Source organism: Actinoplanes sp. G11-F43 (assembly GCF_050589265.1).
GTDB lineage: Bacteria > Actinomycetota > Actinomycetes > Mycobacteriales > Micromonosporaceae > Actinoplanes.
Map to the genome: position 1 here is coordinate 238952 of NZ_JBNZCE010000018.1, position 19686 is coordinate 258637.

A 19686-nucleotide genomic window follows, 5' to 3' on the forward strand; every position below is an offset into this window, starting at 1 on the left:
CACCACGGGGTCCCGGACGACGGCGTGGTTCACCCGGGCCCAGTCGGTGACGAAATCGGCGGGGTCCGCCGGTTCTGGCTGGGCCAGGATCGCGGTCAGGGCATCGCGGAGGTTGCGTAGCGCGGCCTTGGTCATCGGGACCCGGGTGTCGGTGTGGTCACCGACGGCCAGCTCGAACGGGTAGACCGCACCGCCGGTCGGGGCGACCCGAACATTCGGGTGACCGGGCTGCTGCCAGGGGGCGGTGCGAACAGATTCGGACATGACGTGCTCCAGCGATGATGTTCGGCTCGCGGGCTCCCCCACGGCCATGATCATCGTCGCGCCGTGCGGTGGTGCGTCACACCGGCCGGAAGGCTGTCCGCCACCGGGCCCGGCGCTCCCGATCTTGCGGGACTTTCGCCCGGTTGACCACGGCCCTCATACCGGCGAGGCTCCGCCGTCAGACCGCAGCATGGCCCCTCATACCGGCCGGCGACCGTCGTCATACCAGACCATGATCTGTCATACCGGCCGGCGGCCGTCGTCATACCAGACCATGGTCTGTCATACCGGCCGGCGGCCGTCGTCATACCAGACCGTGGCCTGTCATACCGGCCGGCGGCGTCGTCATACCAGACCATGGTCTGTCATACCGGCGGGCGGCCATCTCATACCGGCGGCGGTCGTCTCGTGTCGGTGGGCTGTCCCGGTCAGGAGGGAGGACGGCAGCCGAAGGCTCCGCCGTCGGCGAGCCAGCGCAGCTGGGCTCTACTGTGGTAGGCCTCGCCGTGTTCGTGGCCGTTGAACGGATACACCTCCAGCGAGCGTGCCGGACGTGCCAACTGGGAGACGCCGTAATGGTTGTAGGCGGCGAAGCAGGTGCTCGGCGGGCAGACGGTATCCCGTAGTCCGATGCCGAAGTGGGCCGGTGCGGTGGCCCGGCGCGCGAAATGGACCCCGTCGAAATAGCCGAGGGTGTCCCACACCCGCGGCCCCACCTCGCGGTGGACTGCCAGATAGGCGGAGATCTCCCCGTACGGCGAGTTGCCGGTCAGATCCACGGCCCGCCGGATGTGGCACAGGAACGGTGCCGAGACCAGGACCGCGGCCAGGTCCGGGACCAGGCCGGCCACTGCCAGGGCCAGCCCGCCGCCCTGACTGTTTCCGGCCACGGCCACCCGTGCGGGGTCGACTCCGGGCAGCGCCCGTACCGCGTCCACGGCACGCACCGCGTCGGTGATGAGACGGCGGTAGTGGTAGTCGTACGGCGAAAGGATGCCCTCGACCACCGCCCCGCTCCGCTGCCGGTTGTCCATCAGCAGGTGGGCGTAGCCGGCGGTGGGCCAGGTCAGCCGTTCGTGCGGCAGGCCGCGCCCGCGCCCGTAGCCGGCGAACTCGACGACGGCCGGCAGCGGTTCGGTCACCCCGGTGGGGCGGGTGTACCAGGCGCGCACCGGTTCGCCGCCGTAGCCCGCGAAGGTGACGTCCCAGCAGTCGAGCAGCGCGAGTTCGTTCTCCGTCTCATCCACCGAGAGCAGGATCTCGCCCACCGAGAGGGAATCCGCGGCGGAGGAGGGCGCCGAGATCGGGCCGGGCGGGCGTGCGGTCAGCGTCCGGGTCCAGAACTCGTCGAAGTCGTCCGGCTCGGGCACTACCGGCACATAGCGTTCCAGCCGGTCGAGCGGCAGATCAAAAGCGGCCATCAGCGGACCTCACCGGGCGGGGCGGTGCTTTCCCGGACGATCAGTTCGGTGACCAGGTCGACACGGGTCATCGGGACGGGCACGCCGCGCGCCAGGTCGAGGAGCATCCGGGCCGCGGTGCCGGCCATGTCGCGCACGTGCTGGTCGACGGTGGTGAGTGGGGTGGCCGACCACTCGGTCGTCTCGACGTTGTCGTATCCGACCACGGACAGGTCGGCGGGCACCTGGAGTCCGAGCCGGCGGGCGGCCCGGATGACGCCCATGGCCTGCATGTCCGACCCGGCGAACACGGCTGTCGGCCGGGCGGATGAGCCGAGGAGTTCGAGGCCGTGCTGGTAGCCGGTCTCCCCGGTGAAGTGCCCGTACCGGACCAGGGCCGGATCGACGCCGGCGCCGTGCTCGTCGTGGGCGGAGCGGTAGCCGGCGACCCGTGCCCGGCTGCACAGCACGTCGGCCGGGCCGGAGACCACCGCGATCCGGCGATGGCCGAGTTCGAGCAGGTGGCGGGTGGCGAGCAGGCCGCCGTTGAAGTTGTTGGAGCCGACGGTGGGGACCGAGGCGGCGGTGGCGCTGTCGGTGTCCAGGACGACGAACGGGATGCGCTGCCGCTGGAGTTGCCGCCGCTGGCTCTCGGTCGGATGACAGAGCACGAGGAGTACGCCCAGGGGATTACGGGCGAGTACGTCGTCGGCCCAGTGGCGGGGTGGCCGGTGGCTGCCGCCGAGCTGGGAGATCAGCAGTTCGACCCGGGCGGCGGTGGTGACGGTCTCGACGCCGCGGACCACCTCCATCGCCCAGGCCGCGTCGAATTCGTGGAAGACCAGGTCGATGTGGCCGGTGACGGCGGGTGGACGGCGGTTGCGGCGGCGGTACCCGTGTGCCGCCAGGCTGGCCTCGACCCGGGCGCGGGTGCCGGCGGCCACGTCGGAGCGCCCGTTGAGGACCTTGGACACGGTGGTCACCGAGACACCGACTTCGCCGGCGATGACAGCGATCGTGGTACGGGGTTCGGTCATCGAAACATCACGCACCACCGTCGGTAGTTGCGAGCCGTATTTCGCTGCACCATACCGGCCAGATATCGATGGAGTCCACTACCGATCACCATCAGAACAGCCCGCTGATGTGCCTTGACACATCCCTGTAACAGACTTAAGTTCGCCGCCAGACATACCGATCGTTCGATGAAACTTTCGGATGAGGTGGCATGAGATATCTGCGCCGGGACTGGCAGCTGTACTCCCTGGCCGTACTCCCGTTGTTGTTCTTTCTGGTCTTCCGGTATCTGCCGATGCTCGGGAACGTGATCGCCTTCCGGCGGTACGAGCCCGGCGGTGACGTGTTCGGCGAGTACTGGGTGGGCCTCCGGTACTTCCGGATGTTCCTCGACGACCCGACGTTCTGGCAGGTGTTCACCAACACGATCGTGATCGGCGGGCTGACGCTGCTGTTCTGTTTCCCGCTGCCGATCGTGCTCGCGCTGCTGCTCAACGAGGTGCGCACCCGCTGGCTCAAGGGTTTCGTGCAGACCGTGTCGTACCTGCCGCACTTCCTGTCCATCGTGGTGGTCGCCGGCCTCATCCTGCAGACGGTGTCCATCGACGGCGTGGTGAACCAGGGGATGAGGGTCCTCGGGCAGGACCCGGTCGCGTTCATCCAGGATCCGGGCTGGTTCCGGACGCTGTACGTGTCGTCCGAGGTCTGGCAGACGGTCGGCTGGGGCACCATCCTCTACCTGGCCGCGCTCACCACCATCGACGCCGACCTGTACGACCAGGCCCGGGTCGACGGCGCGAACCGCTGGCGGCAGACCTGGCACGTGACGCTGCCCGGTATCCGCCCCACCATGATCACGCTGCTGATCCTCAACATCGGCACGTTCCTGGCGGTCGGGTTCGAGAAGATCCTGCTGCTCTACAACCCGCTGACGTACGAGACCGCGGACGTCGTCTCCACGTACCTCTACCGGGTCGGCATCGTCTCCGGCAGCTTCAGCTACGCCGCCGCGATCGGCCTGTTCGAGTCGCTGATCGGCCTGGCCCTGGTGCTCGGCGCGAACACCCTGTCCCGTCGCGTGGCCGGAACCAGCCTGTGGTGACGGTGACCCGGGGATACCGGGTGTTCCAGGTGGTCAACACGATCGTGCTGACGGGCGTGGTGCTGGTGACGCTGTTCCCGTTCGTCAACATCGTGGCCCGCTCGTTCAGCAGCGAGCAGGCGATCAGATCCGGTCAGGTGACGATCTGGCCCAAGGGCTTCAACCTGACCACGTACGACCGGGTCATGTCCGACTCACTGTTCTGGACCAACTATCGCAACACCGTCGTCTACACGGTCGTGGCCACCGTGATCGCGCTGGTCCTGACCACCTGCTACGCCTACGTGCTGTCGAAACGCGACCTCAAGGGCCGGAGCGTGCTGGTCGGCATCGCGGTGTTCACCATGTTCTTCAACGGCGGCCTGATCCCCAACTACGTGCTGGTCAGCGCGCTCGGCATGCGCAACACGCTGTGGGCGATCGTGCTGCCGAACGCGATCAGCGTGTTCAACCTGCTGGTGATGAAGGCGTTCTTCGAGAGCCTGCCGACCGAGCTGGAGGAGGCTGCGGCGGTCGACGGGTCCGGCACGTACGGCACCCTGCTGCGGATCGTGCTGCCGCTGTCGAAGGCGGTGCTCGCCACCATGCTGCTGTTCTACGCGGTGGCGTTCTGGAACTCGTGGTTCGCCGGTTTCCTCTACATGGACCGGCAGGAGTTGTTCCCGGTCACCGTCTACCTGCGCAACCTGATCGCCGGGGCCACCTCCGGCACCGACAACACCGCCTCCAGCGAGGCGGCGCTGCAGATCGCGGCCAGCATCCAGGCGGTCACCATCGTGCTCACCATGCTGCCGATCATGCTCATCTATCCGTTCATCCAGCGATTCTTCGTGTCCGGCGTCATGCTCGGCGCCGTCAAGGGTTAGGAGCGCCCCCATGGTTCAGCTGTCCAGACGTCAACTGTTGACCGCTGCCGGAGCCGCGACCGTGGCCGCCGGGCTCGGTGCCTGCGACTCCTCCCCGGCGGAGCCGGCTGATCTCGACGGCAAACGGGCCGGGGCGATGGACGCCTTCAAGGCCGGTGACCAGTTCAAGGCCACCGAACCCCTGACCTTCTCGATCATGATGCTCAGCAACCAGGGGTACCCGTACCGGGCGGACTGGCCGTTCTTCAAGGAACTGACCGCGCGGACCAACGTCACCCTGGACTCGATCGCCGTACCGGGCAGCGACTACAACCAGAAGCGCAGCGTGATGGTGAGTGCCGGGGACGCGCCGTTCATCATCCCCAAGACGTACCACCCGGACGAGGAGGCGTTCATCGCCGGCGGGGCGATCCTGCCGGTCAGCGACTACGCCGAGCTGATGCCGCACTTCACCGAGAAGGTCGCGCGCTGGAACCTGCAGCCCAACCTGGACGGGTTCAAGGCCGAGGACGGCAAGTACTACCTGCTGCCCGGCCTGCACGAGAACGCCTGGCAGGACTACTCCCTGGCGGTCCGCACCGACGTGCTGGCGAAGCTCGGCCTGACCGCCCCGCAGACCTTCGACGACCTGACGAACGTGCTGCGCGAGATGAAGAAGGCGCACCCGGACGTCTACCCGCTGTCCGACCGGTGGAGCACTCCCCCGCAGCCGGGCGCCAACAACCTGCTCAACCTGATCGCCACCGCCCACGACGCGCACGCCGGCTGGGGCTGGACGCCGACACACTGGGATGCCGCCGCCGGGCGCTTCGTCTACTCGGGAGCGACAGATCAATATCGACAGACTTTGGTGTACGTCAACACCTTGGTCAAGGAGGGTCTGCTCGATCCGGAGAGCTTCACCCAGACCGACGACATCGCCCGGCAGAAGTTCGCCACCGGCAAATCCTTCATGATCAGCGCGAATGCCCAGACCGTGGTGAACGAGGCCCGCAAGGACATCGCCAAGATCTCCGGTGCCACGGTGGCCAAGATGATCCTGCCGACCGGCCCGACCGGCGCCACCCTGCCCGGCACCACCCGCCTGGAGAACGGCATCATGATCTCCAAGAAGGCCCTGGATTCGCCGAACTTCGTGGCCATGATGCAGTTCATCGACTGGCTCTGGTATTCCGACGCCGGACTGATGTTCAGCAAATGGGGCATCGAGGGCCAGACCTACACCGGAAACGTCGACGACGGCTCCTTCAAGCTCGACCCCGGCATCACCTGGGGTGGGATCAACCCGGACGCGCCCAAGAATCTGCAGGTCGACTACGGATTCTCCAACGGCGTCTTCGCGTACGGCGGCAGCACGGCCATGCTCAACTCGCAGTTCTCCGACGAGGAGAAGGCGTTCCAGGCCGAGATGAACAAACGCCAGATCCGCCCGGTGGCCCCGCCCGCGCCGCTCAGCATCGAGGAGCGCGAACAGGTCACCCTCTGGGACTCGGCGCTCAAGGACCACGTATTCCAAAACACCCTCAAGTTCGCGCTCGGGCAACGGCCGCTCAGCGAATGGGACGCCTATGTGAAGGAACTGGAGGGCAAGAACTCGGTCCAATACCTGGACATCGTGAACAAGGCGTACGAGCGCTACAAGAAAGCACATGGATGACTGCCGGGGTCCTGTCCCGGAGCGCCGCGCTCGTCTACCACCTGCTGGTCGTCGAGCTGCTGTTCCTGGTCACGGCCGGGCCCGGACTGGCCGTGACCTGGCTGCTCGATCCCGACGTGTCCAACCTGCCGCTAGCCGCGCTCGGCATGCTGCCCGCCGGGCCCGCGCTCTCCGCCGCCCTCTACGCGCTGCACCACCGGCAGCTGGACCTGGACGATCTGCGGCCCGCCGCGCTGTTCCGGCGCGGGTACCGGCTCAACCTGCGCGGCGCGCTGCCGATCTGGGGCTCCTGGGTGCTGATCACGGCGTTCAACCTGGCCGGGCTGAGCGGGGCCGGGGCGGTCGTGGTGCTGATGGCCACCCTGTGGATGCTCAACGGGCTCGTCATCACGTCACTGTTCGATTTCCGGGCCCGGGACGTGGCGCGGCTGGCCGCGTACACAATGATCCGGACACCCTCGGTGACCCTCGCCAACCTGTGCCTTCTCGTCGTCGCCGTGGGCACGGTCTTCTACTTCTCGGAGATCGCGCTGCTCCTTGCCGGGTCGGTGCTGATGCTCGCGCTGTCCGGAAACGCCCGGCCCCTCGTTGCTCTCGTAAGGACGGAGTTCACCCGGTGAAGATCCCCTACGGTGGCGATTACAACCCCGAACAGTGGCCCCTCGCGGTGTGGGAGGAGGACCATCGACTGTTCGACGCGGCTCATGTCGACACCTTGACGGTGGGGGTGTTCACCTGGGGACTGACACAACCATCGATTGACGTGTACGACTTCTCGGTTCTCGACCGGATCGTGTCCCGTGCCGAGGCGTCCGGCCGGCAGCTCTGCCTGGCCACCGGAACCGGGGCGCATCCGGCCTGGCTCGCCGCCGAGTTTCCGGAGGTGACCCGGACCGATTTCGAGGGTCGCAAGCACCGGTACGGGCAAAGGCACAACTCCTGCCCCAGCTCACCGGTGTTCCGGCGGCTCTCCACCGAGATGGCCCGCCGAATCGCGGCACGCTACGCCGGGAATCCGTCGATCATCGCCTGGCACGTCGGCAACGAGTACGGCGGGGCCTGCTACTGCTCACTCTGCGCAACCGGATTCCGTGACTGGCTGCGTCAACGCTACTCGTCGCTGGAGGCGCTGAACGAGGCCTGGTACACCACGTTCTGGTCGCACACGTTCACCGACTGGGACCAGATCGAGCCGCCGTCGGCGCTCACCGAACACTGGCGCGGGCCTGATCACACCGCTTTCCAGGGGATCACCCTGGACTATCTGCGGTTCATGTCGGACGCGATGCTCGCCAACTTCCGGGACGAGAAGGACGCCATCCGGCAGTCGTCGAGGGCGCCGGTGACCACCAACCTCATGGGGTTGTACCGGCCGATCGACTACCACCGGTGGGCGCCGCACCTGGACTTCGTCTCCTGGGACAACTATCCGCCCGACGACCGGTCCCCGGCCCGGATGGCGCTCGCCCACGATCTGATGCGCGGGCTCAAGGACGGCGCGCCGTTCTGGCTGATGGAACAGACACCCAGCGTCACCGCGTGCCGGGACGTGAACCCGCTGAAACGGCCCGGGGTGATGCGGTTGTGGAGCTGGCAGGCGGTCGCGCACGGGGCCGACGCGGTGCTGTTCTTCCAGATGCGTGCCGGTCGGGGGGCCAGCGAGAAGTACCACGGCGCGGTGATCGGGCACTCCGGCCGGTCGGACACCCGGGTGTTCCAGGAGGTGGCAGCCCTCGGGGCAGAGTTGACTCGACTGGGGGCGGCTACGCTGGGTGCTCGTACCCCGGCCCGGGTCGCCCTGCTCTTCGACTGGGACAGCTGGTGGGCGCTGGAGATCTCCGACGGTCCGTCCCGGCTGGTCCGGTATCTGGACGTGGTCACCGCGTACCACAAGGCGCTCTGGACCCTGGGTGTTGATCTGGACGTGGTGCCGGTGACAGCGCCGCTGACCGATTATGACGTGGTGGTGGCGCCCGCCCTGCACATGCTCAAAGGCGATCTGGCGCAACGGTTGACCGCGGTGGCGGCGCGGGGCGGCTCGGTGGTGACGACGTTCCTGTCCGGTCGTGTGGACGAGAACGACAACGCGTTCCTGATGGATGTGCCGGGCCCGCTGGCACCGCTGCTGGGGATCCGTATTGACGAGTGGGACGCCCGGGACCACACGTATGTCAACCCAGTGACCATCGGCGAGTCAACATATCCCGCTCAACTGTTGTTCGAGCTGGTCATCCCCGAGGGCGCCGAGGTGATGGGCACCTACACGGCCGATTTCTACGCCGGAACCGCGGCGGTCACCCGCAACGACCACGGTCCGGGCCAGGCCTGGTACGTGGCGACAGCGCTGGACCAGGCCGGGGTGACAGAGGTGATGCGCGAGGTCTTGGCCCCACACGACTTGCTGGGCCCGCTGGCCGGCCTTCCCGAGGTGGAGACGGCGACGAGGGTGGCCCCTGACGGCTCCCGATACATGTTCGTCCTCAACCATGGATCGTCACCAGTGGACGTGCCCGCCATCAACGGCATCAACATGTTGACCGGCACCCCACCACCACCGGTCCTCAACCCCCATGACGTCTTGATCGTCAAAACGTCATGACGATCCACCCGGCGTGGCTGCCTCCAGAAGCGTTCCATTTCCTGAGAGGCCGCCGAGTAGCCATCGAATCCGCCCACCCGTTGGCCGACACAGTCCGGGAGGAGATCCGCCAGGCCGGCGGCATACTGGCCGCCCCCGGCACCCCCGCCGATCTGACTTTCACCATCGCCCCCGCCGAAACCACCGCCTCCTCCCCTCTTCCCCCACTCCTTTCCTCGTCCACCACACAGTCCTCCACCAGCCCTTTCTCCATCCCCACAACCACACCGACGTCTCCCTCCGCCGACCCGCCCTCCGCCGTCGCCGCGCCACCCACTTCCGCACCGCGTTCCTCCACGACATCGCCGTCCTTCCCGGCACCGCAGTCGTCTCCCACACCGCCCTCCGGCTCCGTACCAGGGGCCACCACTGCACCGCCACCCTCCACCACTGCACCGCCACCCTCCGCCACGGCGCGCTCCTCCACCACGGCGCACCCCTCCGCAGAGGCGGCTGTTTCTCCCACCGAGCCCGCCGACCCGGCTGATCCCTTCGGCGCCGGGACGGGCGGGGACGGCTTCACCCTCACCGGGAACGGTGTGATCGCGGACGGGCCGCGCGGTCTGATCTACGGGCTGTTCGAGTTGGCCCGTGGTAGCAGGACCGGGCGGTATGAGCCCTCATACTCCAGGCGGATGATCGACCACTGGGACAACGTCGACGTACACCCGGTGATGGGGCAGGTCGAGCGCGGCTACTCCGGCGGATCCCTCTTCTGGGCGGACGGACGGTTCCGCGGCGACCTGGACCGGATCCGGACCTACGCGCGCCTGCTCGCCGCCACCGGAATCAATGCGGTCACCATCAACAACGTCAACGTGCACGCGACGGAGGCCCGGCTGCTGACCGACCGGCGCCACGAGGTCGCCGTCATCGCGGACCAGTTCCGCCGGTACGGGATCACCACCCACCTGTCGATCAACTTCGCCGCGCCGGTGCTGCTCGGTGACCTGCCGACCGCCGACCCCCTCGACCCGCGGGTTCGCCGGTGGTGGACGGCGGCCGCCGCGCGCATGGTCGAGTCCGTTCCCGATTTCGGCGGCTTCCTGGTGAAGGCCGACTCGGAGGGCCAGCCGGGCCCGTTCACCTACGGCCGCACCCACGCCGACGGCGCCAACATGCTGGCCGAGGCCCTGGCCCCGCACGGCGCGGTGGTGCACTGGCGGGCGTTCGTCTACAACCATCGCCAGGACTGGCGGGACCGTTCCACCGACCGGGCACGCGCCGCGTACGACCACTTCACCCCGCTGGACGGCCAGTTCGCCGACACCGTGATCGTGCAGGTCAAGCACGGCCCGATCGACTTCCAGCCCCGGGAGCCGGTGTCCCCGGTGCTGACCGCCATGCCGTCCACACGGCTGGCGGTCGAATGGCAGGTCACCCAGGAGTACACCGGCCAGCAGCGGCACGTCTGCTACCTGGGTCCGATGTGGGCTCAGACCCTGGGCCTGGCCCCGGAACTGTCCGCGGTCTCCAACGTCGGCGACGACCCGTTCTGGACCGGCCACCCGCTGGCCCAGGCCAACCTGTACGCCGCCGGACGCCTCGCCTGGAACCCCGACCCGATCAACGTGCTCGACGAGTGGATCACATTGACGTTCCCCAGCGCCCCGTCAACACTGCGCTCAATACTGCACCGCGTCATGGACGATTCATGGTTGACGTACGAGCGGTACACCGCCCCGCTCGGCGTGGGTTTCATGGTCCGCCCCGGCCACCATTACGGCCCCGACGTGGACGGCTACGAGTACACCCCGTGGGGCACCTACCACTTCGCCGACCGGAACGGCGTGGGCGTCGACCGGACGGTGGCGACCGGAACCGGCTTCACCGCCCAGTACCCGCCCCCACAGAACAGCCGGTACGAGTCACTGGAGACATGCCCCGACGAGCTGCTGCTGTTCTTCCACCACGTCCCGTACACACATGTACTGCACAACGGCTCAACAGTGATCCAGCACATCTACGACACCCACTTCGACGGCGCCGCCCAGGTAGAGGCGATGATCACCACTTGGCGGCAGGCCGCAGACCTGGTGACCCCGGCCCTGCACACCCGGATCACGGAACTCCTCGACGAACAGCTCCGCAGCGCCACCGAATGGCGCGACCAGATCAACACATACTTCTACCGAAAATCAGGAATCCCCGACCACCTCGGCCGCCCCATCCACTGAGGAATCCCCCGCACGCCCGTTCTCCCGGCGCCACTGCTCCAACCGCTCCTGCAACACGACCGCCTGCCGCTCCATCCGAGTCGGCCGACGGCGGAAGAGGACGTAGCCACCGAGCATGTTCAACGCCATCTCCCGCAACTCGGCATCCCCAGACCGCTTCCAAACCACCACCGGCGTGATCGCCCCAAGCAGCGACGAGGCCCCGTCAACGATCCCCGCAGCCTCAATCCGCTCCACCTCCTCCCACCGAATAACCGTCGACCGCTCCAACCCACGAACCACCATCCGATCCGGCCACAGAACGACACCAAGAACGCTGGCACGGACCGTCAAATAAAAAACAAATCGAAAAGAAACCGAGAATGACCAGCGCAGTAAAACTGCCCGAATAAAAGCCATCCACCACTGCGGAACTGGCAACAATAATCGCAATAAAACCCATCAGGGCAGCCATCAACAGGTTCCACCCATGGGCTCTTAATACTGTTTTCATAGTCAACCCAAAGACTCGGTCATCTGTTTGCCGGAATGAATTCATACATCAATATTTCGGGAAAATCGACGGCAGGCTCACCACTGACTCCCGAAGGTCATCATCGATCAAGGAGAACACGGATCCAGGCCTCGGTCGGCGGCCACGGTGAGCGAGAGTGTGCTCCCGCCTGTGGACCGACCCCGACGGCACAACACTGCGAGGCAAGCGTGCGCCGCCATAGTGGCTGGAGGCCGGCCCGCCCACACGTCACGAGAACGTGCTCCTCCGAAACGGCAAACGACGCACCGGTCGCCGCGAGACATGGTGAGCCACGGGTGCGCAACGCTCCGACGTTCACCAGACCACAGAATCGAGGATGACGTCGATGCGACGATCACCACCGGGCAGGAGTCTACCGGGCCTGGCCGCCCCACCCTGCACGCCCTGGCCACCGAACTCCTCACGAACAAATCCGCAACGTCACGCAGTGGCACGGCCAGATCAACACGTATCGGTGGTGCCGTCGTAGTAGCAACCGCCACCACCGCCGGGGCAGGTACTACAGCTGCGGATGAGATTTTCGGCAAACCCGCAGGACTGTCCGCCGATCGCCGTAACGGCGGTGCACGGCCAGCGCTGACCTGGCACTTCGTGATCGGTGTAGCGCCGGGTGCACGATTCCCGGGCAGCTCCCTTCATCACACCCATCAACGACCACTCTGTAGCGAACCCATTGGTCACCGTTATTTACGTGCCGGGGTCCCGCACGCCGCGTTCACCGAGTTCGCTCAGGCGATCTGACTCCCACCGCCCTACCCAGGCGGGACGCGTCTCCCGATCGGACAATGCAACAGCGTCGATCTTCGGCATGCACAAGGCTAACCCTGTCGAGAAATTCCTTTAATGATGTCCCTTATGAGCATTCTGCGAAAAGAGTCGAGGTTTGCGCCTATCTTATTTTTGTCAGGGATAACGAGCCACCCAACCCCACCCATAACAACACCGGTAATCCCAACCAGCATAGCCAGCGGGATGGCAATCTTGAAGAGCTCATCGCTCATGAACCCTCCACGCCATGCGGCGACCGATAGGCCAATTAATGCAGCGGCCAGCAAGAATAACCGAAGCCCTTGAACATATGCACGATACGAGCGCTCGTATCGAAGTTGCGCATGATGAAGCAATTCTCCTCCGTCCCGGTCCCGTGGGAACGATTGCAAGCTAACACTCGATCCACCGCTGAGACCACCTGTCAGTGCCCCCTACCCAAAACACCCCTCCACCCATACCGCCGCCAACATTGACACCCGCGGTATAGACGTCCGACGTCGTTGACTTCGATAAGCTCGCTCCGACCTTGCCCTCAACGAAGCCGGACGGACCGATGGTGGTGCTGTGTGTGTCTGGCATTGTCGGCATCGGGGTAAGCGGTGTCGGTTCTGCATGCGTAGCAGTCGATGACGGTGGAATCGGCGCTTACGGCGGTAATGGTGGCGGATTCTTCTATGGTGGAGGACTCGCGCGATCAGCGGGTTTACAGGTTTCGAACGGAAGCATTGAGGATCAAGCTGGTGGCGCGGTTGGAGTTGAAGCGATGGGCTTTTCTATGACAAAGCGTCTGGCCCCATACTGCCCCGATGCCGATCAGACGGAAGGCACTTCTCTGGCTGAGATCACCTCATTGCCCCCACCACAACGGCGCCGGTAGTAGCCCCAGGCCGCCACGCCGAGTAGCGGGCCCCACAGCAGCAGTGGGAGGTAGCAGAGGTAGAAGACGGCCCCTTCCCAGCCGCCGGCGAGGCCCGGGTATTCGGCCGGCAACGGTTCGCCGTTCAGGGTGGTTCCGGTGAGGTCCTGGAAAAAGGTGAACGTCCATAACGCCGTGAGAAGGAGCGCCCCGGTGACCGCGGGAATCAGCGCCGCGGCGACCGGCACCCGTCTGCCCCGAAGCCCGGGAATCCAGGACGGAAATCGTTCGCCCCACTCCGCGACAAGACCGACCGCGGTGAACGCCAGCAGTTCCGACACCACGGAAAGGGCGACGACGTAGACGCCCTCCCCCACACTGGTGTCCCGTTCGAAGACCGCCCCGAGTCGCCACAGACCCGACGGCAGAACAACAAGCGGCACCGCATAGGCGGCCACCCCGGCCCAGCGCGGAACTCCCGCCACCGCTGTGTGCAATCCCATGGATCGCAGTCTCTGCGCTGCCACCTGTGACAGCGCTGAGCCGCCCGGGCCGTGTAGGGTCGGTATACATCGGAATGAATCGGGGGATTTATATGCCGTACCGTCGCAGCAGTCTGGTCTTCGGTTCGCTCTGTTCCGCCCTGGCCGCCTCGATCATGGCCGTCAAGGTTCCGTATTACGCGATCTTCGCCTCGTTCGCGCTGATGGTCCTGCTGGTGACGTGGATCGTGGTGCTGGCCAGAGCCGCCCGCCGAGGCTAGAGACGGATCACGGCACGGTGATGGCTATCTTGCCGGCGGACCGGCTGGCCGCGTGATCCCGGAACGCGTCCGCGGTGCCGGCCAGCGGATAGGTGGCTCCCACGACCGGCGTCAATGTGCCGTTCTCGATGTGGCGGGTCAGTTCGTCGAGTTCGGGGACGCGTACAAAAGAGGAGATGCCTTTCAGGGTTTGACTCATGAACGGCGAGATCAAGGGCGCGGCCATCTGCCGGTGGAAACCGCCCATCACCCGGCCCCGCGCGTGGCCCCCGCCGACCAGCGCGATCGTCCCGCGGGGCTTCGCGGCACGTCTGAGCAGCGACAACGGGCGACTGCCGGCAAGATCAACGACCGTGTCGTACGTGGGACCGTCCCGGTCCACCTCGGCCGTCGCATAGTCGATGACGTCGTCCGCGCCGAGTGACCGGACCAGCTCGGCCTTGGCGGCGCTGCACACCCCGGTGACGGTGGCGCCCCGGGCCTTCGCCAGCTGGACGGTGAACGTGCCGACCCCTCCGCCGGCCCCGGTGATCAGCACCCGCCGGCCGGGCGCGGCACCCGTCTCGCGCACGACGGTCAGCGCGGTGCACCCGGACACCGGCACCACCGCGGCCTGGGCGAACGTAAGGTTCGCCGGCTTGATCGCGAGCTGGGACTCCCGGGCGGCCGCGAACTCGGCGAACGATCCGGTGCGGCACGTGCCGTACACCTCGTCACCGGGGCGGAGCCGGGTCACCCGGGCGCCCACTTCGGCGACCACACCGGCGACGTCCAGGCCGAGGCCGAACCGTCGCGGGCGGCGTAGTCCGGTGGCGAGGCGGACCGCGTACGGACGGCCGGTCATGAAGATCCACACCCCCGGGTCCACGGCGGCCGCGCGGACCTCGATCAGCACCTCGCCGGCGGCGGGCCTGGGCGGTTCGACAGGCGACAATTCCAGAACACCGGATTCCCCGTACGTACGGCGGATCATCGCCTTCATGCGTCCTCCCCGGACGGATACTGAAAGACGTCGTCGAGCGGGACGTGGAACACCCGGGCGATCCGGAACGCCGTCTCCAAGGATGGAGAGTATCGCCCCTGCTCAATGGCGATGAGGGTCTGCCGGGTGACGCCGATGCGGTCGGCGAGGTCGGCCTGGGTCATCTCGCCGTGCGCGAACCGCAGCGCGCGGATGCTGTTGACGACCTTCGTGGGCTTCACCATTCGGGCATGCTCCGGCGGTAGACGACGACTTTCGTGACGCCGTAAAGAATGTCAGACCACAGGTAAAAGATTTTTTACATACCGAGGTTCAAGACCGGATCGCTCCGGGATCGCATTGACAGGCTTGCCCCGCGGGGCCACGCTGATCGCCGAGATTTGCGGAGGCATGGATGGGCGAATTCATCCTCGGCGCGGTGGCCGCACTCTTCGTGGGCATGCGGCTGGCTCGCCTGATAGACGGCAGAAAAGGCGCCCGTGAGGGCTTCACGAAGGCGAAATCAACCGATGTCGCCGGTGCGCGGAAGAAGGCGAGCGACGCGTCCTTCGCCCTCTTCCGCTTCGTCCTGATCCTGGTGGCGGTGATCGCCGCCGTCATGTACGGCTTGGTGAACACCTCGTCCGACCAGGTCCAGCCGGCCCCGGCCCAATCCCCGGCGAAGGGCACCCGACCGGGTTGAGGTCCGTAGACCGCCACACGATCTAGAGCGGCTCCCGGTCGATCTCCTGCCAGGCGCGGCGGAGCAGGCTGACGAGCACCTCATCCTGCGGGAGGACATGCTCGTCGATGGTGGCGATCGGCTGGGCCGGGCAGTGCGAGTTGGCAGCGGCGGCGGCCGTCATACCGGCGGGTGAGTCGCGGGTCATCCGGAGGCTGACGTCGGGGACGCCGAGGCGGCTCAGGCCCTGCCGGAGCACCAGCATGGTGATCCCGGCCAGCTGCGGGCCGGACGGCCAGATCACCCGCTCGCCGTCCCAGAAGGCGGCGTTCCACACCGTACCCTCGGTCAGGGTCCCGTCCCGCCGGATGAACAGCGCGTCGTCGAACCCAGCCCGGCGCGCGGACATCCCGTGCACCGTCAGCCCCATGGTGGCCAGGTGCTTCAGGTGTGGCATGTCCCGCTCGTACTCCACGGTGGTCACCCGCAACGCCGGGCGCGGCGTGTCCGGAACCGGCTCGGACACCGCGACCATGATGTCGGTCTGAGTCATGCCGCCCGGGCCGGGCAGCACGGTGACCCGCACCGAGGCGTCCCGCCGGTCCCCGAGCGCCTGCCCGATCAGCGCCCGGACGTGCCCACCGTCCGGGACGGCCGCATCCGGGAACAGCTCCCGCGACGACTCGGCGAGCCGCCGCAGATGCATCGTGAGGCCGGTGACCGCCCAGTCCCGGACCTGCATCGACGTGTAGTGCCCGTAGTTCCAGGCGGCGGCCCGGTGCACCGCGCCCACCGTCGCCGGCTCGCCGTTGATCTCAAGTGTCACCAGCGCATTCTGCCGCGCTTGAACTCAACAGCGGTTGAGGTTGCAGGATCGGCCCCATGAGGATCTGGCAGACCGTGGAGATCACCACTTTCGGGCGGCGCAGCGGCCGGCCCCGGCGGATCGAGACGTGGCGGTACCGGGCGGACGGCCGCTACTGGCTGAGCGGCAGCCCCGGACGGCGTGACTGGTACGCGAACCTGGTCGCCCACCCCGACTTCGTCCTGCACGTCGACGGCAAAGATTTCCCGGTACGGGCCAGGCCGGTCACCGACCCGGACGAGCGGGCGCACATCCTCGGTACGATCGTGCCGGCTCTGGACTGGGCGGGCAGCCTGGAGTCCTGGCTGGACGGCAGCCCCCTGGTCGAGATCGGACACCGCGTGGAGGGCACCTGATGAAGCGGCTGTCCGGTCTGGGACGCAATCCGGCAGCCCCGGAGGACGTCCTGATCAGTCTGGCCGCACACCCGGCCGGCCGTCACGGCATGGCACGGCAGCCCACTCTGCCGGATGCCGCCGTCGCGGCCATACTCACCCACAGTGACCGGGACATGGCGGTGTCCCTGCGCGGCGACCGGATCTCCCCCGCCATGCGCCGGAGGATCGCCGAACATCCCGATCCGGTCATCCGGGAGGGGTACGCCGACTTCGTCCGCGACATGGTGGACTGCGGGGTGCCGTTCGGCATCGACGCCCTGGAGGAGGTCTACGGCCGGCCGCGGACCGCACTGGCCGGGGCACCGGATCCGAAGGTGCGTGCCGTGGTCGCCCAGTCGTGGCACGATCGGCCGGCCGCGGTGCAGGTGGAGTTGCTCACCGACCCCGATCCGCGGGTCCGGGCCGCCGCCAGCCGGGGCCGGTCGCCGGGTGTCCCGCCGGAGCTCCGGGACCGCTGCCTCGCCGACCCGGCCACCCGGAACATCGTGGCGCAGTACCTCCCGCTGACGATCGACCAGTTCAACGAGCTGATCAGCGACGAAGAAGACGGCGACATCCGTTCCGCGGTCGCCGGCAACCCCCACCTCACCGCCGAGATGGTGGCCCGGCTGTCGCACCTCACCGATCCGTCGGTGTGCATCGCCCTGGCCAAGAGCCGTCACCTCGATGCGGAAACCCGCGCCCGGCTGTACGCACGAGCCGAAGCCGACAGTGTGGCGGCCAAGTGGTACTTCGGTGAGCCGGACTGGCTGCGGGACGCGCCCCTCGCTGAGCGCCTGACCTTCCTGGACTGCCCGGATCCGGCGTTCCGGCGTGTGCTGGCCGCCGGCACCGACCTGCCCGCGGAGGCGTGGCGACGACTGGACGACGACCCGGATCCCCGGGTCCGGCGCATCGCGGCCGACCGCCCCGACACCCCGCCGGACGTGCTGGAACGTCTGGTGCGCACACAGGGGAACTCCGGGCCCCGCCATCCGCCGCTGGTCGAACACCCCAACTTCCCCCGGCACCGTCTGCGCGCCCTGGCCGACGACCCGGAACCGCACGTCCGGCGGGTCGCCCTGGAGGACCCTTCGCTTCCGGTGGCCATCCTCGAACGGCTCGCCGCCGACCCGGAGTCCTCGGTGCGAATCGGGGTGGCGGCCCACCCCGGTGTCACCGAGGCCCTGCTGGAGCGCCTGCTGACAGACCCGGAGCCGGGCGTGGCCGACGTCGCCGCCGCGAACCCGGTGCTGTCACCGGACCGCATGCGCCGCATCGTGCGCGAGGAGATCGGCTGATCAGCGGCTGTCGCGCGTCAGTCCAGGCAGAACTCGTTGCCCTCGATGTCGAGCATGGTGATGCAGGATTCGTTCTGGTCGTCGGACACCTGGGTCTGGTGGTGGGTGGCGCCCAGGGTGATCAGCCTGTCGCATTCGGCCTGGAGGGCGGCCAGCCGTTCGGGGCCGGTCAGGCCGGTGCCGACGCGGACGTCCAGGTGCACCCGGTTCTTGACGATCTTGCCCTCGGGGATCCGCTGGAAGTACAACCGTGGTCCCACTCCCCCGGGATCAGTGCAGGCCGCCCACTCCGGGGTGGACGGGGTCAGCTGGTAGCCGAGCACCTCGCACCAGAACCGGGCCACCCGCTGCGGATCCGCGCAGTCGAACGTGATCTGAACCTGCCGCACCGCACCACTCATTCGCTCACCTCGATCTGATAGCGCTGTTCGAGCCGCCCGCTGCGCGGATGCGGCGCGGGGTCGCCGACCGGACGCCAGCCGAGCCCCTCGTACAGCCGGACCGCCCGCTGATTGTCCAGATAGACCTCCAGCTCGCCGTGGCTGAATCCGGCGGCGGCGAGGTGGCCGGGCAGCGCCGACGTCAGCAGACGGCCGACCCCACGACCCCAACTTCCCGGGTGTACGCCGAGACAGCGCACATGCCCGGTGGACCCGGCGGCGCTGACGGCGGCGAAGCCGACCACCGTCCCGGTCTCGTCGACGGCGACCACCAGCAGGGACAGGTCCCGTTCGATGACCGGGACCGCCTCGCTGAGTGGCGCGATCTCGTCGTCTCCGTCGCGGGCCGCGGTGGCCTGGGCCCAGATTCCGGCCGCCGCGGTGACGTACTCCCCCGGTCCGGCGATCTTGATCTGCATCCGCGGAGTATGGCCGATCACGCGGGCAGTGTCTCCCGGAATTCGGCGGCGACGGCCATCAGCCGGTCCAGCGAGTCGCGGGTGCGTTGCAGTTCGGCGATGTGCTCGGTGAGACGGTCGCGTTCCTGGCGCATCCGGTCCATGGCGGCGTCGGAGTTGTCGGTGCTGGGTGATTCGACACAGGGGAGCAGCTCCGCGATGGTACGGCTGGAGATGCCCGCGTTGTACATCCGCTGGATGAATCCGATCCGTTCGGTCTGCTCCTCGGCGTAGTGCCGCTGGCCGCTGGGGCTGCGCACGCTGGTCAGCAGCCCCTGCTCCTCGTAGTACCGGATGGCTCGCACGCTGACTCCGGTCCGCGCGGCCAGATCTCCGATGCGCATCTGAGTGTTCCTCCCCACCGAGCTTGCCTCTGACGTCGACGTCAGGTTTTAGCGTAGCGACACCTGACCCGACGGATCGAGGAGAATCCTGATATGTCACAGCTTTTCAGTGACTTCCAGCTCCAGGGATGTTGCGTTCTCGGTCTGTGATCCGCTGAACAGGGATTTCGTGAGATGACCGGCCTTTGTGGAGGTGGTAGAAGCGGGTGAAG

General features: G+C 67.3%; 23 protein-coding genes. 10 read left to right on the forward strand and 13 right to left on the reverse strand.

Annotated features, from left to right (window positions below):
- The 3 genes from ACQ0O7_RS22955 to ACQ0O7_RS22965 form a co-directional block, all read right to left on the reverse strand.
- A partial coding sequence (locus ACQ0O7_RS22955) for a hypothetical protein (RefSeq protein WP_430784221.1) occupies positions 1 to 264 on the reverse strand: 264 nt, incomplete at its 3' end.
- Between the two features lie 428 nt (positions 265 to 692).
- Positions 693 to 1685, reverse strand: a complete 993-nt coding sequence (locus ACQ0O7_RS22960; RefSeq protein WP_430784222.1) for an acetylxylan esterase — start codon at positions 1683 to 1685, stop codon at positions 693 to 695.
- A complete protein-coding gene (locus ACQ0O7_RS22965; protein ID WP_430784223.1) occupies positions 1685 to 2701 on the reverse strand; it encodes a LacI family DNA-binding transcriptional regulator in 1017 nt (338 codons plus the stop codon). Before ACQ0O7_RS22965 ends, ACQ0O7_RS22960 begins: the two co-directional genes overlap by 1 nt.
- Before the next feature lie 191 nt (positions 2702 to 2892).
- On the opposite strand from ACQ0O7_RS22965, the gene ACQ0O7_RS22970 reads away from it, so the two are divergent.
- From ACQ0O7_RS22970 to ACQ0O7_RS22990, 5 genes are read left to right on the forward strand one after another with little or no spacing between them, the layout of a single operon-like run.
- Positions 2893 to 3783, forward strand: coding sequence for an ABC transporter permease (locus ACQ0O7_RS22970; protein ID WP_430784224.1), 891 nt, complete (start codon positions 2893 to 2895; stop codon positions 3781 to 3783).
- On the forward strand, positions 3780 to 4649 hold the full coding sequence (locus ACQ0O7_RS22975) for a carbohydrate ABC transporter permease (RefSeq protein WP_430784225.1): 870 nt from the start codon (positions 3780 to 3782) through the stop codon (positions 4647 to 4649). The genes ACQ0O7_RS22970 and ACQ0O7_RS22975 overlap by 4 nt, the downstream gene beginning before the upstream one ends.
- A 10-nt stretch (positions 4650 to 4659) precedes the next feature.
- Positions 4660 to 6306 (forward strand): extracellular solute-binding protein, encoded by a 1647-nt coding sequence (locus ACQ0O7_RS22980; protein ID WP_430784226.1) that lies wholly within the window; start codon positions 4660 to 4662, stop codon positions 6304 to 6306.
- Positions 6303 to 6926, forward strand: a complete 624-nt coding sequence (locus ACQ0O7_RS22985; protein ID WP_430784227.1) for a hypothetical protein — start codon at positions 6303 to 6305, stop codon at positions 6924 to 6926. Before ACQ0O7_RS22980 ends, ACQ0O7_RS22985 begins: the two co-directional genes overlap by 4 nt.
- On the forward strand, positions 6923 to 8905 hold the full coding sequence (locus ACQ0O7_RS22990) for a beta-galactosidase (protein ID WP_430784228.1): 1983 nt from the start codon (positions 6923 to 6925) through the stop codon (positions 8903 to 8905). The genes ACQ0O7_RS22985 and ACQ0O7_RS22990 overlap by 4 nt, the downstream gene beginning before the upstream one ends.
- Here ACQ0O7_RS22990 and ACQ0O7_RS22995 read toward each other — a convergent pair.
- On the reverse strand, positions 8892 to 9371 hold the full coding sequence (locus tag ACQ0O7_RS22995; RefSeq protein ID WP_430784229.1) for a hypothetical protein: 480 nt from the start codon (positions 9369 to 9371) through the stop codon (positions 8892 to 8894). The two genes, ACQ0O7_RS22990 and ACQ0O7_RS22995, sit on opposite strands and share 14 nt — an antisense overlap.
- A 112-nt stretch (positions 9372 to 9483) precedes the next feature.
- On the opposite strand from ACQ0O7_RS22995, the gene ACQ0O7_RS23000 reads away from it, so the two are divergent.
- Positions 9484 to 11121, forward strand: a complete 1638-nt coding sequence (locus ACQ0O7_RS23000) for an alpha-glucuronidase (RefSeq protein WP_430784230.1) — start codon at positions 9484 to 9486, stop codon at positions 11119 to 11121.
- 223 nt (positions 11122 to 11344) lie between these two features.
- Here ACQ0O7_RS23000 and ACQ0O7_RS23005 read toward each other — a convergent pair whose 3' ends face one another.
- The 3 genes from ACQ0O7_RS23005 to ACQ0O7_RS23015 form a co-directional block, all read right to left on the reverse strand.
- On the reverse strand, positions 11345 to 11575 hold the full coding sequence (locus tag ACQ0O7_RS23005) for a hypothetical protein (protein WP_430784231.1): 231 nt from the start codon (positions 11573 to 11575) through the stop codon (positions 11345 to 11347).
- An 899-nt stretch (positions 11576 to 12474) separates the two neighbouring features.
- A complete protein-coding gene (locus ACQ0O7_RS23010) occupies positions 12475 to 12657 on the reverse strand; it encodes a hypothetical protein (RefSeq protein WP_430784232.1) in 183 nt (60 codons plus the stop codon).
- A 583-nt stretch (positions 12658 to 13240) separates the two neighbouring features.
- On the reverse strand, positions 13241 to 13786 hold the full coding sequence (locus tag ACQ0O7_RS23015) for a hypothetical protein (RefSeq protein ID WP_430784233.1): 546 nt from the start codon (positions 13784 to 13786) through the stop codon (positions 13241 to 13243).
- A gap of 92 nt (positions 13787 to 13878) precedes the next feature.
- On the opposite strand from ACQ0O7_RS23015, the gene ACQ0O7_RS23020 reads away from it, so the two are divergent.
- Positions 13879 to 14046, forward strand: a complete 168-nt coding sequence (locus tag ACQ0O7_RS23020; RefSeq protein WP_430784234.1) for a hypothetical protein — start codon at positions 13879 to 13881, stop codon at positions 14044 to 14046.
- A gap of 7 nt (positions 14047 to 14053) precedes the next feature.
- Here ACQ0O7_RS23020 and ACQ0O7_RS23025 read toward each other — a convergent pair whose 3' ends face one another.
- Positions 14054 to 15028 (reverse strand): NAD(P)-dependent alcohol dehydrogenase, encoded by a 975-nt coding sequence (locus ACQ0O7_RS23025; RefSeq protein WP_430784235.1) that lies wholly within the window; start codon positions 15026 to 15028, stop codon positions 14054 to 14056.
- Positions 15025 to 15252, reverse strand: coding sequence for a helix-turn-helix transcriptional regulator (locus ACQ0O7_RS23030; protein WP_430784236.1), 228 nt, complete (start codon positions 15250 to 15252; stop codon positions 15025 to 15027). Before ACQ0O7_RS23030 ends, ACQ0O7_RS23025 begins: the two co-directional genes overlap by 4 nt.
- A 170-nt stretch (positions 15253 to 15422) precedes the next feature.
- Between ACQ0O7_RS23030 and ACQ0O7_RS23035 the strand changes: the two genes are divergently transcribed.
- Positions 15423 to 15710 carry a hypothetical protein gene (locus ACQ0O7_RS23035; RefSeq protein WP_430784237.1) on the forward strand — a complete coding sequence of 96 codons (288 nt, stop codon included), beginning with the start codon at positions 15423 to 15425 and terminating at the stop codon, positions 15708 to 15710.
- A gap of 22 nt (positions 15711 to 15732) precedes the next feature.
- Here ACQ0O7_RS23035 and ACQ0O7_RS23040 read toward each other — a convergent pair whose 3' ends face one another.
- Complete coding sequence (locus ACQ0O7_RS23040; RefSeq protein ID WP_430784238.1) at positions 15733 to 16515, reverse strand: aminotransferase class IV; 783 nt, start codon at positions 16513 to 16515, stop codon at positions 15733 to 15735.
- A 56-nt stretch (positions 16516 to 16571) separates the two neighbouring features.
- Here ACQ0O7_RS23040 and ACQ0O7_RS23045 point away from each other — a divergent pair, with 56 nt between their 5' ends.
- The gene (locus ACQ0O7_RS23045) at positions 16572 to 16910 is read left to right on the forward strand and encodes a nitroreductase/quinone reductase family protein (protein ID WP_430784239.1); all 339 of its coding nucleotides are present in this window, start codon (positions 16572 to 16574) and stop codon (positions 16908 to 16910) included.
- Complete coding sequence (locus ACQ0O7_RS23050) at positions 16910 to 18232, forward strand: hypothetical protein (protein WP_430784240.1); 1323 nt, start codon at positions 16910 to 16912, stop codon at positions 18230 to 18232. Before ACQ0O7_RS23045 ends, ACQ0O7_RS23050 begins: the two co-directional genes overlap by 1 nt.
- Before the next feature lie 17 nt (positions 18233 to 18249).
- Here the strand turns inward: ACQ0O7_RS23050 and ACQ0O7_RS23055 are convergent, their stop codons facing one another.
- The 3 genes from ACQ0O7_RS23055 to ACQ0O7_RS23065 are packed head-to-tail and all read right to left on the reverse strand — an operon-like array spanning position 18250 to position 19474.
- The gene (locus ACQ0O7_RS23055) at positions 18250 to 18633 is read right to left on the reverse strand and encodes a VOC family protein (RefSeq protein ID WP_430784241.1); all 384 of its coding nucleotides are present in this window, start codon (positions 18631 to 18633) and stop codon (positions 18250 to 18252) included.
- The gene (locus ACQ0O7_RS23060) at positions 18630 to 19091 is read right to left on the reverse strand and encodes a GNAT family N-acetyltransferase (protein ID WP_430784242.1); all 462 of its coding nucleotides are present in this window, start codon (positions 19089 to 19091) and stop codon (positions 18630 to 18632) included. Before ACQ0O7_RS23060 ends, ACQ0O7_RS23055 begins: the two co-directional genes overlap by 4 nt.
- A 17-nt stretch (positions 19092 to 19108) precedes the next feature.
- Positions 19109 to 19474 (reverse strand): MerR family transcriptional regulator, encoded by a 366-nt coding sequence (locus ACQ0O7_RS23065; RefSeq protein ID WP_430784243.1) that lies wholly within the window; start codon positions 19472 to 19474, stop codon positions 19109 to 19111.
- Between the last annotated feature and the right edge of the window lie 212 nt (positions 19475 to 19686).

Coding starts and splice junctions, on each gene's coding strand:
- ACQ0O7_RS22960 (WP_430784222.1), bottom strand. CDS start 1,685: ATGGCCGCTTTTGATCTGCCGCTCGACCGGCTGGAACGCTATGTGCCG.
- ACQ0O7_RS22965 (WP_430784223.1), bottom strand. CDS start 2,701: ATGACCGAACCCCGTACCACGATCGCTGTCATCGCCGGCGAAGTCGGT.
- ACQ0O7_RS22970 (WP_430784224.1), top strand. CDS start 2,893: ATGAGATATCTGCGCCGGGACTGGCAGCTGTACTCCCTGGCCGTACTC.
- ACQ0O7_RS22980 (WP_430784226.1), top strand. CDS start 4,660: ATGGTTCAGCTGTCCAGACGTCAACTGTTGACCGCTGCCGGAGCCGCG.
- ACQ0O7_RS22985 (WP_430784227.1), top strand. CDS start 6,303: ATGACTGCCGGGGTCCTGTCCCGGAGCGCCGCGCTCGTCTACCACCTG.
- ACQ0O7_RS23005 (WP_430784231.1), bottom strand. CDS start 11,575: ATGGCTGCCCTGATGGGTTTTATTGCGATTATTGTTGCCAGTTCCGCA.
- ACQ0O7_RS23010 (WP_430784232.1), bottom strand. CDS start 12,657: ATGAGCGATGAGCTCTTCAAGATTGCCATCCCGCTGGCTATGCTGGTT.
- ACQ0O7_RS23015 (WP_430784233.1), bottom strand. CDS start 13,786: ATGGGATTGCACACAGCGGTGGCGGGAGTTCCGCGCTGGGCCGGGGTG.
- ACQ0O7_RS23020 (WP_430784234.1), top strand. CDS start 13,879: ATGCCGTACCGTCGCAGCAGTCTGGTCTTCGGTTCGCTCTGTTCCGCC.
- ACQ0O7_RS23025 (WP_430784235.1), bottom strand. CDS start 15,028: ATGAAGGCGATGATCCGCCGTACGTACGGGGAATCCGGTGTTCTGGAA.
- ACQ0O7_RS23030 (WP_430784236.1), bottom strand. CDS start 15,252: ATGGTGAAGCCCACGAAGGTCGTCAACAGCATCCGCGCGCTGCGGTTC.
- ACQ0O7_RS23035 (WP_430784237.1), top strand. CDS start 15,423: ATGGGCGAATTCATCCTCGGCGCGGTGGCCGCACTCTTCGTGGGCATG.
- ACQ0O7_RS23045 (WP_430784239.1), top strand. CDS start 16,572: ATGAGGATCTGGCAGACCGTGGAGATCACCACTTTCGGGCGGCGCAGC.
- ACQ0O7_RS23050 (WP_430784240.1), top strand. CDS start 16,910: ATGAAGCGGCTGTCCGGTCTGGGACGCAATCCGGCAGCCCCGGAGGAC.
- ACQ0O7_RS23055 (WP_430784241.1), bottom strand. CDS start 18,633: ATGAGTGGTGCGGTGCGGCAGGTTCAGATCACGTTCGACTGCGCGGAT.
- ACQ0O7_RS23060 (WP_430784242.1), bottom strand. CDS start 19,091: ATGCAGATCAAGATCGCCGGACCGGGGGAGTACGTCACCGCGGCGGCC.
- ACQ0O7_RS23065 (WP_430784243.1), bottom strand. CDS start 19,474: ATGCGCATCGGAGATCTGGCCGCGCGGACCGGAGTCAGCGTGCGAGCC.